The sequence below is a fragment of the Candidatus Neomarinimicrobiota bacterium genome, from assembly GCA_036476315.1.
Lineage (GTDB): Bacteria > Fidelibacterota > Marinisomatia > Marinisomatales > S15-B10 > JAZGBI01.
Map to the genome: position 1 here is coordinate 29,124 of JAZGBI010000108.1, position 17,099 is coordinate 46,222.

Annotated in this window: 11 protein-coding genes; all 11 read right to left on the reverse strand. The window is 42.7% G+C overall.

Going from position 1 to position 17,099, the window contains the following annotated elements:
- Positions 1-3 precede the first annotated feature (3 nt).
- Positions 4-1,584 carry an MraY family glycosyltransferase gene (locus tag V3U24_11465; protein MEE9168060.1) on the reverse strand — a complete coding sequence of 527 codons (1,581 nt, stop codon included), beginning with the start codon at positions 1,582-1,584 and terminating at the stop codon, positions 4-6.
- A 7-nt stretch (positions 1,585-1,591) separates the two neighbouring features.
- Positions 1,592-2,710 (reverse strand): glycosyltransferase family 4 protein, encoded by a 1,119-nt coding sequence (locus V3U24_11470; protein MEE9168061.1) that lies wholly within the window; start codon positions 2,708-2,710, stop codon positions 1,592-1,594.
- Positions 2,711-2,896: 186 nt separating this feature from the next.
- Complete coding sequence (locus tag V3U24_11475; GenBank protein MEE9168062.1) at positions 2,897-3,604, reverse strand: FkbM family methyltransferase; 708 nt, start codon at positions 3,602-3,604, stop codon at positions 2,897-2,899.
- Positions 3,605-3,995: 391 nt separating this feature from the next.
- Entirely contained in the window at positions 3,996-4,871 is an 876-nt protein-coding gene (locus V3U24_11480; protein MEE9168063.1) for a hypothetical protein, read from the reverse strand.
- A 402-nt stretch (positions 4,872-5,273) separates the two neighbouring features.
- A complete protein-coding gene (locus V3U24_11485; protein ID MEE9168064.1) occupies positions 5,274-6,509 on the reverse strand; it encodes a glycosyltransferase family A protein in 1,236 nt (411 codons plus the stop codon).
- Positions 6,506-8,437 carry an asparagine synthase (glutamine-hydrolyzing) gene (gene asnB, locus V3U24_11490; GenBank protein MEE9168065.1) on the reverse strand — a complete coding sequence of 644 codons (1,932 nt, stop codon included), beginning with the start codon at positions 8,435-8,437 and terminating at the stop codon, positions 6,506-6,508. Before asnB (V3U24_11490) ends, V3U24_11485 begins: the two co-directional genes overlap by 4 nt.
- 4 nt (positions 8,438-8,441) lie before the next feature.
- Positions 8,442-9,596, reverse strand: a complete 1,155-nt coding sequence (locus V3U24_11495; protein MEE9168066.1) for a glycosyltransferase family 4 protein — start codon at positions 9,594-9,596, stop codon at positions 8,442-8,444.
- A gap of 126 nt (positions 9,597-9,722) precedes the next feature.
- Positions 9,723-10,844 (reverse strand): hypothetical protein, encoded by a 1,122-nt coding sequence (locus tag V3U24_11500; GenBank protein MEE9168067.1) that lies wholly within the window; start codon positions 10,842-10,844, stop codon positions 9,723-9,725.
- 1,282 nt (positions 10,845-12,126) lie between these two features.
- Complete coding sequence (locus tag V3U24_11505) at positions 12,127-13,830, reverse strand: glycosyltransferase family 2 protein (GenBank protein MEE9168068.1); 1,704 nt, start codon at positions 13,828-13,830, stop codon at positions 12,127-12,129.
- A gap of 72 nt (positions 13,831-13,902) precedes the next feature.
- Complete coding sequence (gene asnB / locus V3U24_11510; protein MEE9168069.1) at positions 13,903-15,855, reverse strand: asparagine synthase (glutamine-hydrolyzing); 1,953 nt, start codon at positions 15,853-15,855, stop codon at positions 13,903-13,905.
- Positions 15,856-16,000: 145 nt separating this feature from the next.
- Positions 16,001-16,864, reverse strand: a complete 864-nt coding sequence (locus V3U24_11515) for a glycosyltransferase family 8 protein (protein MEE9168070.1) — start codon at positions 16,862-16,864, stop codon at positions 16,001-16,003.
- Positions 16,865-17,099 lie beyond the last annotated feature (235 nt).

A 17,099-nucleotide genomic window follows, 5' to 3' on the forward strand; every position in this document is an offset into this window, starting at 1 on the left:
CTGCTACAGATTAGTGTGGACTAATCTTCCTTTCATCCTCCTCTGGGCGTACAACCCGCTGGCATAGTAAACAATAATCACTTCTGTCCAGCTCAACAATGAGACATCTATTCCGTTCAGACTCATAAGGGCCAGGCCAGCAAATATCAACAAAACCAGTAAGTCAATGACAGACCAGAACTCCAGACCGAAATCACTACTGTTCTCGATATAGTTGCCAATAGTAATGATACCTAACATGGCCAGACTCCCAAATCTCACAAAAACCAAGCTCTTATAGGGAGCCAGAACCTCACCACTGATTAACAACAAACCTTGAAGCAAAACAATAGCCATGATAAGAACCTGAAAGGAGACGTGCCGTTTGGGCCGCAGAAGAGAGAAAATAATCAAAGAGGCCAGACCCACAAGAAGGTAAACGTTAGGGTTGCCTATTGACAGGGTATCTAGGCGTTCTGCCATGAGTGAGATGAAGTAGATCAATCCCAGGAAAGGCACAAATCTGATTCGAAGCCAGTGCCTGTGATCCGAGCGGCGTACACGATTATCTGAGAGACGTTGAATAAATCGTGAAACAATCGGAACATAAAACGGAACCGGAGGAAGAAAGACAAAGAGAATGAGCACCAGAAGAAATACCTGCACGGCAAGAAAATCATAGGAGTATCGATAATAGAATATGGAACCCACACCAGTGAGCCATGTAATCAAGAAAATCGGGACCAGCGTACCCATATAGGAGTTTGTGGCCCGAAACATGAGATGATGAAGATGGATTGTGTCCGCGGTCATTGGATTCTGTTTCTTCAGGATTCGACTGAAGAAGACGCGTGTCGTATCCATAATCAGAAAGGAGGCAAGAATCAAGAAGGGGGTGATGGTCAAAACAGAGCCCGCTTCTATGGATTGGTGAAAAAGAAGCGGTAGACAGGCCACGTGAAATCCCAGCAGCAGACTGCCTGAGTCGCCCATGAAAAACCTGGCTGGCTTCTGATTAAAATGCAGGAATCCGGCCAAAGCACCCAATACCGCAGCATTTATCATAATGAAATCAGGGGCATTATTCAGAATACCAATAATCACCGCAAAGAAGCTAATCAGAACCATAGACCCCCCTGCAAGTCCGTCCATACCGTCGATGAGGTTGACCGCATTTAGTATTCCGACGAACCAGATGAGGAAGATGAGAATGAGCAGCGGAGTGGAGAACGCCAGGGGGAAATTGAAGAATGACAGTGTCATGATTTCACCGACAAAGCGATAGATAATCAGGGTAGCGACCGATAGTTGAACGACCAACTTCACATGCCATGAGATGCGCCGGTAGTCATCGATGGCTCCCAAAGCATAGATCGTTATCCCACCAATGAGGTACCACCAGTATTCCGTCAGGCCACTAAACAAAGCGGTGCCTAGAAGAATGGCCAAACCAAAAGCAATCCCCCCCGTCATCGGGATGGCCTTGTTATGGGTCTTTCTTCCCGTGGGGATATCTATTAACCAGTTGGGAGCATATTTGAGCAATAGGAAGGAAAACCACAAAGTGATGACGAACGCCGAGATGAATGGGATGTAAAAGCTCATGAAGAAATCAACTCCGAGCCAAGATTTGATTCACCGTTGACACTAAGCGCCTGACGATAACCTTTTCGTCAAACTCTTCTTCTATTTTTTTTCGCCCTCGCAGCCCCATGGCTCTTCGTTGATCTACCGACAGTCTGATCATCTTCTCCATTTTTTCAGCCAGGTCTTCTGCATTCCTTGGCTGGCAAAGATATCCATTAATACCATCATTGACAACCTCACGGCATCCTTCCGTGTCGGTGGCAATGACAGGCCGCGCCATAGCCGCCGCTTCCAACAGAGCACGAGGGAGGCCTTCCCGGTATGAGGGGAGTACCAGGCAATCCGCATTGCTGATATAGGGTCGCACATCATCTGTCTCCCCAAGGTACTCAATGATACCTTGTTCTGCCCAAATCTGCATCTGCTCGCGCGAAATAGCTGTGCGGTTACTCACATCTAGAAAACCAAGCAACTGAAAGCGAACTTCGCTGAACTCCGACTTGATCCGTCTCGCAGCTTCCACGAATTCGCCGATGCCTTTGTCCCAGATCATCCTGGACATGAGCAAAAACACCACATCGTCGTTTTGGGAATACGGTTGTGGCATAAATAGTGATGTATCAATGCCAGTACCGGGTATTAATTCCGCTACTGGTTCCGGAATCAGACGTTGCTCGACAAAGAAAGCTTGATCGTCACAATTCTGAAAGACTACCCGTGAAGCCCTTTTCTGGCTTACGCGGTATAGCCGCTTCACCACTGCAGCAACCCACTTCCGGTTGAGAAATGCCGTACCGAATCCTGTAATATTATTTATCGTTGGGAGGTCCAGCAGTCGAGCAGCTAGCGATCCATAAAGAACAGGTTTCACTGTGTAGTGTATTACCAAGTCAGGGGATGATTGACGGTAGATTCGGAACAGTTGCACAAGAGTTACCAAATCGCTTATAGGGTTCAGACCTTTATTGTCCATAAATACGTCGACAAAGGCACATCCTTCTTTGCGTAGGAGCGAAGAATAAGAATCTTTCGGAGCAACGACTGTTATGTCAATACCTTGTCGCAGCAACGCCTTCAATAATCCAAAACGGAAGTTGTATATGTACCAGGATGTGTTGGCAATTACGAGAATTCGTTTGGGCATGCGCACATTCCAGTCAATGTCTAGACAAGAACTTGCTTGGCCAGTCAGAAATATGATGAGGAATTCAGTTTCATATTCGCTCTGAAGTGGACGGTCGAGATATGACTGCGATGGTAACTTCTGACATCCTCGACACTCGAATTGTAGATGCTTCCGTTAACCTCATTGACTATTCAGTATGTCAGGTTATCGAGAACTATCAAACAAATGATTCGATTCCCTGGGGTGAAAGATATAATCACACAATCTTAGATTAGAATGAATGCCAATCTGTTCAATAGTCTGCAATCTGTTTAAGGACCCGTCCGCATTTTTCAGCACTCTAACTACAACGTAATCGAGATCTGACATTATACTTTCAAACCTATCCTGCCGTTCTTTTCGCATTTTGTTCTCTAATGAATAGACAGGCAGGATTTCTATAAGTATTGTTGGCCTTGACTCGAGAATGATAGTTCTTAGACTTTCTATGATTTCCAACTCTGCTCCTTCCACATCAATCTTTATTACAGAGATTTGGTCAGTCTTGATAAGTCCTCTCAGACTCTCGAGACTAAACACAGGTACCAGATGTCTCTGTGTAATTTCCATGTTCGGCCTAAGATTTTCGACTATAGTGGCACAAGTATCGACAACATTAGCTTGAAAGAATTTCAATTCAACTACTTGATCATGATTAGATACTCCTACAGAAACAATGTTACAGTTTTTGAAATTGTTTTTCTTTGCCAATTCCATTGAATAGAACACACAAATTGGATTGGGTTCAAAACCAATGTAATCAAGATTAGGTTGTACGCACTCAGCCTTAATAAGAGTCTGTCCAATATTGACCCCTATGTCGACAAATGTGCCGCCCTTTTTCGCCAACAAGTTTTCCAGAACTGGCATCATCCACATCTCCGACATTGACAGATTCTCGTAACCTATGCCGTTGATAATAGGAACTTGAATCTTTCGGGAATTGAGCATAATTGGCACTACGAAATTGACTTTGTCCAGTATCCTTAGCCTCTTTAGCAATCTTGCCATTCGATACTTCACGACTTTAGAGAGTTTCTATTCTGTTCCCTTCACAAGGTTTCTATCGCACGTAGAGTTGACTTCAGGATTGAGAGATTTGATCTATCGAGGCTCGTCGTCCAATCTCATGGCTAGGTCCTCACAGCCCATTGGTTGTTCCCGTCAAACCTCACCGTTTGCACCGTTTAAGCATGACAAAACTGGGTGAAGTTTTTGCCACCCGTTGCCTTGATGTAAGCCTGTCTTGAACACAGGAATAGACCTACAGGCTAGCTGCACCGACAGACAGGGCACCCATATTGTTTCTCACTCGCAACACAGTATTCCTGTACAGAAGTTTATCATACCCAAGAAGATAGAAATTGAAAACGAAGTATACAGCTAACAACACAAATCTATATCTTGCAGCTGCCCCATAATTAAATACCATAAGCCCGTAAACGGTCATTGAAACCAACAGAAAGATATTTAGAAACAATCTCTTCCGCTTTACAGACTTACTGTAGGTTTTTTTCAAATTGACCAAGACAAGTAATGCCACCATGAATAGATTCTCCAGGGATTGAACCAGTTGAAGTATGTTCGTTGCTTGCCATGGTAATGGACGGAGCAAAAAGTAGAAAAGACTCTTGACTGAAATGAAGGGGAGGTTTGCCCATCCCCCTATGGGTTCATACCCCAGTCTGTAATCACCCGTATTTTCATAATACATGTAGTTGCGGTACATCTCCATTTTTTCGAGAGAGAAATATTGGCCGAGTGTAAAGTACGATATTCGAAGATCCTGAAGATACATATAGGCCATGGGAATCAAGGCAATTATTATCAATTTTCTTAGATTCAATCTTCCTGACAATACCTTGAATATGGATAGCGCCAAGAGAATCATCAGGAAATTTTGAATCTTCAGGAAGGCCAGCGGTACCGCAATAATTAGTCCCACGACTGTTCTATCCTTGACAATAATTGTGTATAACGAAATCATCATAAAGAACAGGACCAGTGTCTCCCTCAGAGCGAGGGACGTATAAAGCATAAGACTGGGGTATAGCAAAAAGAAGAAGTCCACCGCATTATTTGAAACCTTCTTTTTTCTCAAGAAAACAAAAACTGATAGATAAAGTACGAAGTTGATCATCGCGATCGACTGGACAGAATTAATGAATGGCAATGGAATTAATGCAAAAAGCGCGCCTGAAAGATTCTCAATCCGACCTATAGAAGCTAGTTCGAATGTATTCCTGAAATGTTGAGTAGCCGCCAAGTATCGAAATTGATCTGGCATGTAGCTTGGGTGGAATAGAACATCGTTTAGCAGAAAAATAGTGACGAGATGAAGAAGTATGATGGTGGATCTCAGTAGGTCGAGCCGCAGGTATATCAGCACAAATAGAAATACCAGTAATACAAACTCAAGGTTGATCAAATCGTATATGAACGTCATTACTCTATGTCTCTACTAGGGCGGGCGTCGCTTCTGATCCCTCTACCTTGACACAGATAAGTCAGAAACAACAGTGGAGCAAAGGAACACTGAAACTCAAAGTCTAAAGCCTCTAGACATGGTCACAATGGCCCCATACACATAGCCCGGGGCCTTGGCCAGGTCCAAAGATAGTCCCAGAATCCCAACTTGAACCCATTTAACAGGAAACAAGAACGAGGGAGATACGGCTCTTTTCAACGGCAGAAGGATACCCCTGTAGAAGATCGAGAGGGATACAAGGGTGCCGACGTATATTTTTGTTATATGGGGTACATACCACACGGCATCCTCCACCCAACCCGCGAAGATTTCGTTCCACCTGTAGATCAGTCCTGAAAACAAGACGAAAATGATGAACTTCATGGTTATGGTCAGCGTTTTGTCAAGATTGCCAAAACTGTAGAAAAACCTGATCAGCCGATAGAGCAAAAACAGTAGCAGGATTGAAAGTAAGTACAGCTTCGTGATGTGAGGCAGGTAAAGCACGCTATCTTCGTCCCATCCTATAAGAGCATTCCATTTTGCAGCCAATATGGTGAGAAATATTAGAAATAAGCTCAGATATACATTCTTGAGATTTACCAATATGTTGGCTCTCGCCGTATGGCGCGCTGAAATGAAGTACTTCTTGATGGTAAGCAGAAAAGTCTTAGGGAGCCCCAGGTATTTGATTACCGGTTCGTCGAGAAAATGAATCTTCAGGCCTTGATCTATGATTCTGTCCCGCCACTCAATATCTTCACCAGCCCGAAGATGTCCTTGGAAGCCGCCCGATTGTCCAAAAGCGATCTTCTTTACCAAGGTACCCGGTACAGTATGATGCCCCACCAACCCGTAGGTAGCCGCTCTGAGCGATTTCTGAAAGGGTGTCCGAGCTTCAAACTTTCCCATACCGAAAACTAAATCAGAATGATAGGCTGATGCCAGACGTGAGCATTTGTCCAGCCAATCATCTTCTGGAAGTGTCTTACAATCCAAAAACCCGATCCAATCACCATTGGCTATCTCGACGCCAATATTCCTCGCCTCGCCTGGATAAGCCTTCTTTACCTTCTTATAGATAATTCTTGAAGTTGATTGATAATCTGAAATAATTGCTTCAGCAGAATCTGAATCGCTCGAGTCAACAATGACAACTTCGTTGGGTCGAAGTGTCTGATGTTTGAGTGCTTCCAAGACCCTCTCCAGGTGATCTCCGCAATCACGAGCAGGTATTATGACACTTATGTTTGTGTTCTCTGTGTCGTCCAAACCTATTTCCCTTGTGTCAGCCAGGAGACTACGTGTCATGGAACGTTTTGATCAATGAATCTGTCAAACCAGATTTCAAGCACAATCAACGCCCAAAGTTTGTGAGCATGATCTTCTGTTCCGGCCAGATGGGAGTCTACGAGATCTTGAACACGATGAGACCTGAATACCCCACGATTCGTTGCTTGTGAAGAGCTTAATATATCTGTCATCCAATCCTTCAAGGAACCACGAAGCCACGCCGCTAAAGGCACAGTAAAACCTTGTTTGGTCCTGTTGAGATGCTCCCTCGGGAAATAACGTCTTAGGATGTCTTTAAGGAGTACCTTGGATTTCATCCCTCGGACTTTCATTTGACCCGGGAGCCCAGCCACGAATTCGACCAAATGATGGTCCAGAAACGGTGAACGGGCCTCAAGCCCATGAGCCATCGTCGCGATATCCATTTTAACCAGCAAATCGCTCGGTAGATTCAGCATTGTATCTACAGCTATGCCAGCATCTGCCCCATCCACACTTTCTAAGCTGGCAAATAGATTTCGTAACTGATCGACAGAATTGACTCCCCTTGTATTCTGATTCATGTCTTGTGTATAGAGAAAACGTTTACTTGCCTCAGAGAAGAGCCTGGTCCACCTTTCCCAACGTTTAGCCCTAGGCAAATCCGCCATTCTCAGAAATCGTTTTGGATTAATATTTAGACCGAGATATTTCACGCTTAGTTGTTCGGGCCAAATCTGGCTTGCCGGCTTAATAAGAACTTGACGAATCCATGATGGAATACCGTGATAAATCTCAACAAGCTGCATGGCGGCGTGTCGATAATAGCCGCCAAAGATCTCATCACCACCATCGCCATTCAACGCCACTGTAACATGCTGTCTTGCCATCTGTGCCAGATAATAAGTGGGTAGCGCCGAAGAATCAGCGAAAGGTTCTCCATAATACTCGATGAGTCGTGGAAGCACAGCCGCAGCATCCGGCTTCACAAGCCGTTCGAAATGCTTTGTATTGAATTGTTCGGCAACTCTTCGTGCGTGAGGTAGTTCATTGAATTCAGATTCATCGAAGCCGATAGAAAACGTCTTGATCGGCAGCTTGCCCTGCTCACTCGCAATGGCCACAATGGCACTTGAATCTACGCCACCACTGAGAAAAATACCTAGAGGGACATCACTGTTTAGCCGCAACTTTACCGACTCATCCAACAAACTTGTGATTTCTTCAATCGCCTCTTCCCTAGTAATACGCAGTTTGTTCACTACATCAAGCTGCCAATACTGATTTAGAACACATCCAGAAGCATCGTATAAAAGGTAGTTGGCCGGCGGCAGTTTCCTGACCCCTCTGAAAGCTGTCCAAGGTGCCGGTATACTCCAAAATGTCAAGTAATGATGGATAGCCTCATAGTCCGGAACTCGTTCGATGGCCGGGTGCTGAAGAATTGCTCGGAGTTCAGAAGCAAAGATCAACTGTCTATCCGTCAGAGCATAGACAAGAGGCTTCTTACCCAACCGATCGCGTGCAAGCATTAGTCTTTGCTGGCGTTCATCCCAAAGTGCAAACGCAAACATACCGCGGAACTTATGGACGCAATCGGGTCCATATTCCTCGTATGCATACACGATTACTTCGGTATCGGACTTTGTTCGAAAACGGTATCCTCGACTAATTAGTTCTTCACGAAGTTCTCGGTAATTATATATCTCTCCGTTGAATGTGATCCAGATTGTTTCCTGTTCATTACATAACGGCTGCCCCCCTCCCTCCAGATCGATCACTTTCAACCGCCTGTTGCCCAGAGCAACCGAACACCCATTCGTACTGGAGGTTGATTGACACGCTTCATTGCGATAGATACCTTCCTCGTCCGGTCCCCGGTGCTTCAAGAGCGCGGTCATTTGACGGACTAGCTCTTCGTTTATAGGCCTGCCTTGAATGTCAACAATACCTGTGATTCCACACATTGATCTAGGTAGCCAGCATGCTATTATAGACTTCAAGATATTCGGACGCAACCTGTTCGATTGAATACCTATCCTCGATTGTTTTTCTTGCCTCACTTCCGAGTCTTCGGGCGAGGGATGAATCCTTTAAGACTCTTGCCAGATTCTCTTCAAGCGCAGCTACATCTCCCGGTGGAAAAAGTAGACCGTTCACACCGTGCACTAGCAATCCTTCCGTAATTCCCTCAAGCCTGGAAGCTATGCATGGAAGTCCGGTTGCCATAGCCTCCAATAGGGCGTTGGGTAAACCTTCACGAATAGTAGGAAGAACAAATATGTCAGCAGATTGATAATACTTTTCAATCTCATACGTCCTCTCTACGAAGACTATACGCTGTCGCAATTTGTGATATTGCACTTCCCTTTGGATCTGCTCTACTAGCTCCTGATCCACCTCGTAATGATCGGAGCGTGTCGCACCCACGAAAACAAGTCCTGTAACAGGAAGTTCTTCGGCTATTCTTTCTTTCCAAGCGTCAAACAAGGAATTCGGAGATTTCTCAGCAGAAAAATGACCTACGAACAGAATAAGCAATAGTCCAGTGGGTAATTTGAGTTCCTGTTTCAGCTCCTGTTGCTGTTTCTTTTCGGTTGGCTGGAATTTCTCAAGATTAACACCATTGGGAATCAGCCGAAATCGTTCGTGCTGGAGACTGGAAGAATTATACAACTTCTCAAATCGAGGACTTGGTCCGACGAAACAATCGGCCAGTGAATAGAACCAATAGATAATACGGCTCCTTCCCTGCATTGCAAGGGGATCGTCGTGTCCAGCTGATGAAAGCTTTATAATTGACTTCTTCCCAAAAAGCTTTGCCAAAGCCATAAACAACATCGATTTACGCGAGAATCCATGAAAATGTACTATGTCAAATCCCCTTTGTAGCCTTAGGAATAGTAAGATTAGACGAAAAGTGGCGTTCAACAAAGACCAGATTTTTCCTATCTCGACATAGAAACGATAAACAGATACACCATCGACTTGGTCCCTTTTGGTTATTTGAGGATTGTTGGTTGTTGTCACAACAGAGAATTTCACCCTGTCTGCCAGCAAATTAATGAGTTGACGGCACTGGAAACTTCCTCCACTGACCTCTGGATAGTAAACACCCGTGACCATCAGTACACCTAGATGCTTGGTGGGGAAAGTCTTAAGGATCACTGAATGACTAGGTATGAAGGGTGGGATTGAAATCCTTACAACTAGGACAAAGCGGACTTCTGGTTTCTAGCAAATCGTCAAAGCCTACAAGAAACCCGCCTTCATTACTTTCTTTTTTAGTCCCATTCTGATTCTTTCTCTCAGAATAATTGGATGATAATTAATTCTATATTCCCTGATTCTCTGAAATTGGGCTTCCAGATTCTGTTTATCTATGATTCTTTCAAGTCTGGACCTATTCTTGTCTTGATCAAACTCATAGTACCAAATATTCCCATTTACAGGAAATTTGGAGAAACGATAGTTGATATACTTGTCACCAATGACTACACGGTCATCATCACCCAATGAACGCCAACTGATTGGGAAAGCAGATACAGGTCTTGCACCGAACATTTCTAGTCCACTCTTAAAGTCCCAGCTTAGCCAAAAGACGTGCTCATTGTTGTAGTTATCTTGAGTAAAGAATGGTACGCACGCAATAAGGTAGGGATTTTCACCTAGGTCGGTTTTGTTTAACTGCAAGACACAGTCAGAGAGCACTTCTTTCCGAGTTCGCCAAGACTCAACAAAATTATCTAATTGGATTACCATCGAAGATGGCCATAAAATGAAAAGTAAAAGAGCAAGCACCATCCATACCGACGTCAATACTTTTTTCACTCCCCAAGCTAAGAATATCGAAAGCAGAATGAGACTGGGAACCATCATTTTATTATAATGACCAAAGGTTTCAGCGGGATAGCCCGAAAGAAGAAAGATGGTTGCACATGAGATAAGAGAAATTACGACCAGGCCAACGAAGAGTCTTTCCCTTGGTTTTTCACTTACTTTTAGTTTTGTTCTCTGGTTAGCACCAGCCGACTTGCGTAACAGAATGAAAAATCCAATCATTAGAACAGCAATAATCAGAACTTGCCATCTAAACAATAACGGTAGGGTGTCGATCAGCAGCAAGGGTACTTCACACACCAGAACGAAAAAATAATAGGTTGCTTGCATAAATGATTTCAAGCTGATGGGAGAAAGTCCATAAGTCCCGTCGCCCACTTGGTACAGTTTTGAAACGTATACTTTGAAAATAAAGAAGAACAACGCTATTAAGACAATGGGCAAGATATAGTAAATGCTAGCCTTAAGAAACTCATCCTTGGATAGCGACTTTCGTCCCTCCATCTCGAAAATAACTGGCAGAAGAGCACTCATAATCAATAACGGCAATATGATTTCTGAGGTAAGTAAACCCAACACTAAGCACGTATACCCTGCAATGTAATTGTAGGGCTTCCCTTGTGATATGTATTTTCCCAAGAGCATTAGATGTAAAGCCCAAAAAAGTATGGGTAGGGTGAAGTTCACCATGTATGCTGAAGCTATGAATGAGGACGAAAAGATTGGAAATGAACAGAACAAACAAAATGACCAGGCCACAGTTTCTCCAGATGATAGTTTAACTATATGAAACAAGAGAGCTACTGCTGTGAACCAGATCACCAGTTGCAAAACGATATATAGAGTTGGATTGTTGTTGAACAGAATAAGGATACTAGTAAGGGAAAAGACGTAAATAGGTCGAGCAGCAAAATTCACGAGAGAAATATTCGCCCTGAATTCCTGCAGGATATTTCCACCTCTATTGCCGATGTTAGCAAGATCGTCAGCCGGACCAAAACCACCTTTAAGAACATATGGTAGGTATACTGTCAATAGTAGGAGAACCAATAGCAGGAGTAACAGAAGAGATATCTGATTTCTCTTCATATTAAGATCTATAAGCTATGCTCAAAAAGATGACCGTCAAGATCTCATGACATTTCTCTGAAAGAAATGTCCCACAAAGAGAATTAGCGACAGTTCCTGTGGCAAAGCAAATCTTGTCTTCATTGCCATTTTATCATCTCTACTGACCGATCTGACCTTGCTTACGTTGTTCCATCAGAAACGAAGCGAAATCGATCCTACGGAAGTTCTGAAGTCTTACAAAGTTTCATGAAGCGGGACCTGGGCCAACAAAACAATCAGCCTTGACCAAAGCCACTGACTTACGCACAAAGCCATGAAAATAGACTATGTCAAATCCTTTACGCAGCCACATGAACTAGAAAACGAATTGCTAATCCGCATTCAACATAGAGCACATTTCGCCATTCTTTACATGAATACGATAGACCGGTGTGTCTTCAACAATATTATGTCTGAACAGCTGAGAATCGGTAGTGGTTGTGAAAATGGTAAGTACCAGGTTATCCCTGAATGAACTAATCAGCCGGCGGCACTGCAAACTCTATTCGCCCATTTCAAGACAGCACGCTCCTTAGACTATCATGGAGTACTTTATCATATGCCAGCTGTGGGCACTTGAAAAGGTACCACTCTGCCCAGTATAATCTATTGACTTTCCCTTTCATTTTCAGTTTAGCACACCATGGAGTGCCACTTATGATTTCATATTAATTCTAGTATTCCAGGTACCACAAGGATGGCAATCCTAGCAGATATTTGGGAACTGAAAACTTGAGTCAGGATACAATTTTCCCTCAATCTTATTAAGAAATCTCTTGAATACATAAACCCATATTGTAAGAAGAATTAGTGGATTGATGCTCAAGCATCTGGAAATGCAGAGTGCTGCCTCCTTAAATGATTTTATCCTAAGTGAGACAAGAAATCCAATGAAAAGCTCAGTGCTAATTTCAAACCTATTCAGGTTTGGTATCTCAGTATTAAGACGACGTTGGTATGCATCGTATTTAGCAAGGATATGACACAAATGACCTACTTTTTTTTTGGAAGGATCATTTGAGTGCGACTTTGGTAAGATTCTGTGCTTGTACAATACCCTGTCGACAAACATAATATCAGTTACCTCCTCCATTTTGAAAATGATATCACGATCTTGGCCGTATAGGAATCTTTCATTAAAACCATCAGTCCTGGAGTAGACCGGTTTTTTGAATGTTCTGAACGCACTAGAAAAATATCCTTTAAGATTTGTTGATTGGGGAGGAATATCGCGGCAAAATCCTTCTTGTACAGGGTTCAGTTGCTGATCGCAGTAAAGAAATTGAGAGTATAGGAATCCACAGTTCGGATTTTCAATGTGAGCTCTGTACATAACCTCCAGAGCATCAACAGTCAACACATCATCACTGTCAAATATTCCAAAAACAGGGGCCCTAGATTTAGAGACTAATTTATTCAACGTTTTAGTATAGCCAATATTTGATGAATTTTCTAGTAGTCGAATTCGTTTATCAGTCGAAAAACGTTTTATAACTTGAATAGAATTATCTGTTGAACAATCATCCATGATGATCAACTCCCAGTTCCTAAATGTCTGGTCAACAATGGACCTGATTGCTTCACTCATAAATTCTGCATTATTGTAATTTGCCATTAGAACGGAGAATCTAGGATTGGAACTGACTTCCATCATGTCTTTGTTATGTAAATCCATCCTACCTTCGTTCAATCTTGAATGTTGTCTGCTCCAGGCTCTGTCCTGAATAATCTTATTATAGAGTCTCTGTAATTGTCTGCGTTCATTTGAAATGTTTCCCTTTCGATTTCTCCATCCGTATAAAATATCAGGAAGATTAGCCAGTTTGAATTTTTCCGATAACCTTATGAAAAGATCATAATCCTGAGCAACATCTATGGATTCATCGTATAGACCAACTTCTAATAAACCATTTTTTCTCATCAAAACAGATCCATGAGCAATACAATTGTTTTTTTGAAGAGTTTCACTGATTAAATCACTTTCTAGAGGTTTCCTCAACGTTCCTTTGATTTTTGATTTCTTATTTATTATGTGAATACAAGAGCCAACTGCCGCGTGATCCCGATTTCTTTCGAGAAATCTGACTTGCTTTTCGAGACGTTTGGGGTACGAAACGTCGTCAGCATCCTGCCTTGCAATATATTCACCAGCGGCATGCCTTATTCCCTTATTGAGTGACTTCGTCAACCCCATATTCTCATCATTATCAACAAGTCTTATGCGCAGATCGTCACTGGAAAGAATAATGTCCCTGCTTGAGTCGGTGGAGCCGTCGTTGATTATTAGGAACTCAAAATCCGTGTAGGTCTGATTTATTATGCTGTCGATGGCTTCACGCAGGTATTTCTCACCATTATGAACTGGCATCAAGACAGTTATCTGGGGCAAGGTAACCATCTCCCTAAGCATTTGACAAATCCAAATGTTGTATGCATATGACAAGTTTGATTACCATAGAGAATAAGCGAAATTCTCAGATAGCTATTGCTTTTCACTTTCCAACCATGATTGAAACATCAAGATGTTCCACAGCTGGTATTGCCAGTTCCGTTTTCCGTCAAGATGTTCCCGCCACTTCTGGTGGATGGGATTGGGGTTAAAGTACCCTTGTTGCTTCAGACAAGCTCTGTCCAGCAAAGATTCGGCCCAATCCCGCAAAGGATTACGTAGCCATTTGTCTATGGGTACTTCAAACCCTGTTTTGGGTCTTTCAATTGCGTCTGGAGGAACATATTGATATAAGACATGTCGCAACAACCACTTCCCCTGACCTTCTCGAATCTTCAAAGAAAGAGGCACCCGCCAGGCAAATTCTACCACTCTATGATCTAGATAGGGTTCGCGTGCTTCCAGACTTACACCCATGCTGGCCCTATCTAGCTTAACCAAGATATCATCCGGGTGATATGTCACTAAATCCAGATACATCATGGTTTGCACGACATCGGGGAAATCTTGCCATAGTTGGTCATCATTTATTATTGTAGAAGGTTCTTTCGCACCTGCTACCACGGCTTTGGGATATGCCCAATTTGAAACGAGGCGCCTGTATTGACCTGCGGGTTCACTTATGTCTAAGACATCAGACAATTTGCGTATTTTCTCAGCAGGATGAGATAGTTTTAGGCTTTCCGGCAATAAAAACTCCAAGTTTTCGTAAATACTATCCACACTTCCAACAGATAAGCGCTTCATGATAGAAGCAATTCTCCTTCGCAAAAATTGTGGGATCCAGTTAAGTCTTTTCCAGGAACTATTTCCCCACAAGTGGCGACTGTATCCCGCAAAAAGCTCATCCCCACCATCTCCTGACAGAGCGACTTTTACTCGTTGTCTTGCAAGCTGTGATATCAAGAAAGTGGGAATTTGGGATGAATCCGAAAACGGCTCATCGTATAGACTAGGCAGTCTAGGAATTACATCCATCGTTTCCTTCGGAGTAAGATAAAATTCAGTGTGATCGGTTCCCAGATGTTCAGCCACAGTTTTTGCATATTGGGCCTCGTTGTAGCTGTCCTCGTGAAATCCAATTGTAAAGGTCTTCACGGGTTGATTACTCTGAGCTTGCATGAGAGCTACTATGGTGGAAGAATCCACTCCTCCTGAAAGAAATGCTCCCAAGGGTACATCAGATATCATGCGTAATTTTATACTGTCTCTTAAGAGGGAATCGAGTTCAGAAATTGCGTCAGAATCTGTACCTTTGAAAGGATGGTTCAAACCAGACTCAACAAGAGTCCTAGCAGACCAGTATGACAATGGTTCAGGTTCACTAGAAGATGAAGAAATTGTCAAGAGATGACCTGGAAGTAATTTATGTATGTTTTGATAGATGGAATATGGCGCTGGAATATAGTTGTACCGAAGGTATAGAGTGAGAGCATTCCTGTCAGTTTCAGCCCGGAATCCCGGTTTGGCCTTAAGTGCCTTGAGTTCTGAACCAAACAAAAAGGTACCATTCTGCCAACCATAATAGAGCGGTTTTTCTCCAATCCTGTCCCGGCCTAAATGCAAGATTCTCTCCACCCGATCCCACAATGCAAACGCGAACATACCATTGAATCTCTTAGCGGATTCTTGAACTCCCCATTCGCAGAATGAGGCAAGCATTACTTCGGTATCAGAATGACCTCGACAATGATGGCCTAGCTTTTCCAAATCTTTTCGAAGATCTCTAAAGTTGTATATTTCACCATTGTAAGCAATGACGTATCGACCATCTGCCGACAGCATCGGTTGGTGACCTTCAGATGAAAGGTCAATAATTGACAACCGTCGATTCCCTAAAGCAATGCCTACTTCCTCATCAACCCATATTCCCTCATCGTCCGGGCCTCGATGAATTAGACTATTCGACATCTTGCGGACATTAGTCGAAAGTTCCTCAGCACCCAATGATTTCGAACTATCCCAATATCCGCAGATACCACACATCTAAGATTGATCCTTAACAATTGATACGCAAAATAATTTCAAGGTCGAGTACGAGATTGTATACTTTCAGAAAGGAAACATCTAGAATTATCTGTTATTATTAATGTTATAAATAGCTTGGAAAGGCCTTTAGTATTCGGGAAAGCTATCTAAAGCCTACCGTAGACAACAATTTCTTTGTCAGTTTGATGAACGGACCTTGTTCATAGAGACTCCATTTCGTCATACTTAAATACTCTAAAAACAAATTCTTGTAATTGCCATCGTACATCCAGTCGATTGGCTTCTTACCGACAAAATGCATTATGTAGGGATTAACGTCCAAGGTCTCAGGAAATTGATTCCAGCGTGGATCGAGTTCCCTCCACCTGTCTTTCAGGACGACATTAAGTCCATACTGGTCCCAATATTTTACATGTTTTCTATTCTCCTCATCACACCTGATCACTTTTTCACTTATGTCTTCTTCTCTCCATTTCTTGAGATCTATCAAAAGAACGCCAGTATTAAAGAATTTAGTCTTGCCGTCCATCCCAAGTTCTCTATAGTTATTAATTCCTCCCCAAGAACAGGATACAAACTTGATTCTAGAATCTTGGATCGCAAGAATAACATTGTCGTCAAAGGTTTGTCGCCAAAGTTTACCGATATCTTCCAGCACTAATAAGTCACAATCCAAGTAAATCACCTTAGATACTGTGTCGGGAACTAGGTAAGGAATTAATAATCTATAATAATGTGTGGTTAGCGATTCATAGTATTCACCCAAGCCCAATTGGATAATGTATTCTTCATTTACATTTAGCCAATCTATTGTAATCTTTGGTGAGTGAATTGAACTTACGAGCTTCCTTTGACTCCTTTTTGTCAGACCGTTGTTGATAATACAAATCTGAATTCCTTCGTGACTTTGATGGTTGTGCTCCAAGGACTTAATCATAGTGGTGGCCATCATTGCATAAGGATTATCAACAGCGCAAACAATGAATATTTCGTTTTCAGCAGACATTGTATCCTGAGTATAGCAGCTAATCAGTAATCGTAAATCTAGAAATGCTAAACTACTGTTCCGACTGTCAAGGAAATATATTGACTCAAATCCTGTGGAATAAGGAAAGAATCGTTCTGTCTACGCTTGAAAGAATGTGAATTTCGGTTCAATTGCAGACATTAAAACATCTGCCAGACTGTGCAGAAACTTATTCAGAGCATTCCTAACATTTCCGCTATTCCCGTTTTCCTGA

What these genes read in the sequence shown, in the direction of transcription:
- V3U24_11480 (MEE9168063.1), bottom strand. Translation starts at nt 4,871, where the DNA reads ATGATCAACTTCGTACTTTATCTATCAGTTTTTGTTTTCTTGAGAAAA.
- V3U24_11475 (MEE9168062.1), bottom strand. Translation starts at nt 3,604, where the DNA reads ATGATGCCAGTTCTGGAAAACTTGTTGGCGAAAAAGGGCGGCACATTT.
- V3U24_11465 (MEE9168060.1), bottom strand. Translation starts at nt 1,584, where the DNA reads ATGAGCTTTTACATCCCATTCATCTCGGCGTTCGTCATCACTTTGTGG.
- V3U24_11495 (MEE9168066.1), bottom strand. Translation starts at nt 9,596, where the DNA reads ATGGTCACGGGTGTTTACTATCCAGAGGTCAGTGGAGGAAGTTTCCAG.
- V3U24_11515 (MEE9168070.1), bottom strand. Translation starts at nt 16,864, where the DNA reads ATGTCTGCTGAAAACGAAATATTCATTGTTTGCGCTGTTGATAATCCT.
- asnB (MEE9168069.1), bottom strand. Translation starts at nt 15,855, where the DNA reads ATGTGTGGTATCTGCGGATATTGGGATAGTTCGAAATCATTGGGTGCT.
- V3U24_11500 (MEE9168067.1), bottom strand. Translation starts at nt 10,844, where the DNA reads ATGAGTGCTCTTCTGCCAGTTATTTTCGAGATGGAGGGACGAAAGTCG.
- asnB (MEE9168065.1), bottom strand. Translation starts at nt 8,437, where the DNA reads ATGTGTGGAATCACAGGTATTGTTGACATTCAAGGCAGGCCTATAAAC.
- V3U24_11485 (MEE9168064.1), bottom strand. Translation starts at nt 6,509, where the DNA reads ATGACACGTAGTCTCCTGGCTGACACAAGGGAAATAGGTTTGGACGAC.
- V3U24_11505 (MEE9168068.1), bottom strand. Translation starts at nt 13,830, where the DNA reads ATGCTTAGGGAGATGGTTACCTTGCCCCAGATAACTGTCTTGATGCCA.
- V3U24_11470 (MEE9168061.1), bottom strand. Translation starts at nt 2,710, where the DNA reads ATGCCCAAACGAATTCTCGTAATTGCCAACACATCCTGGTACATATAC.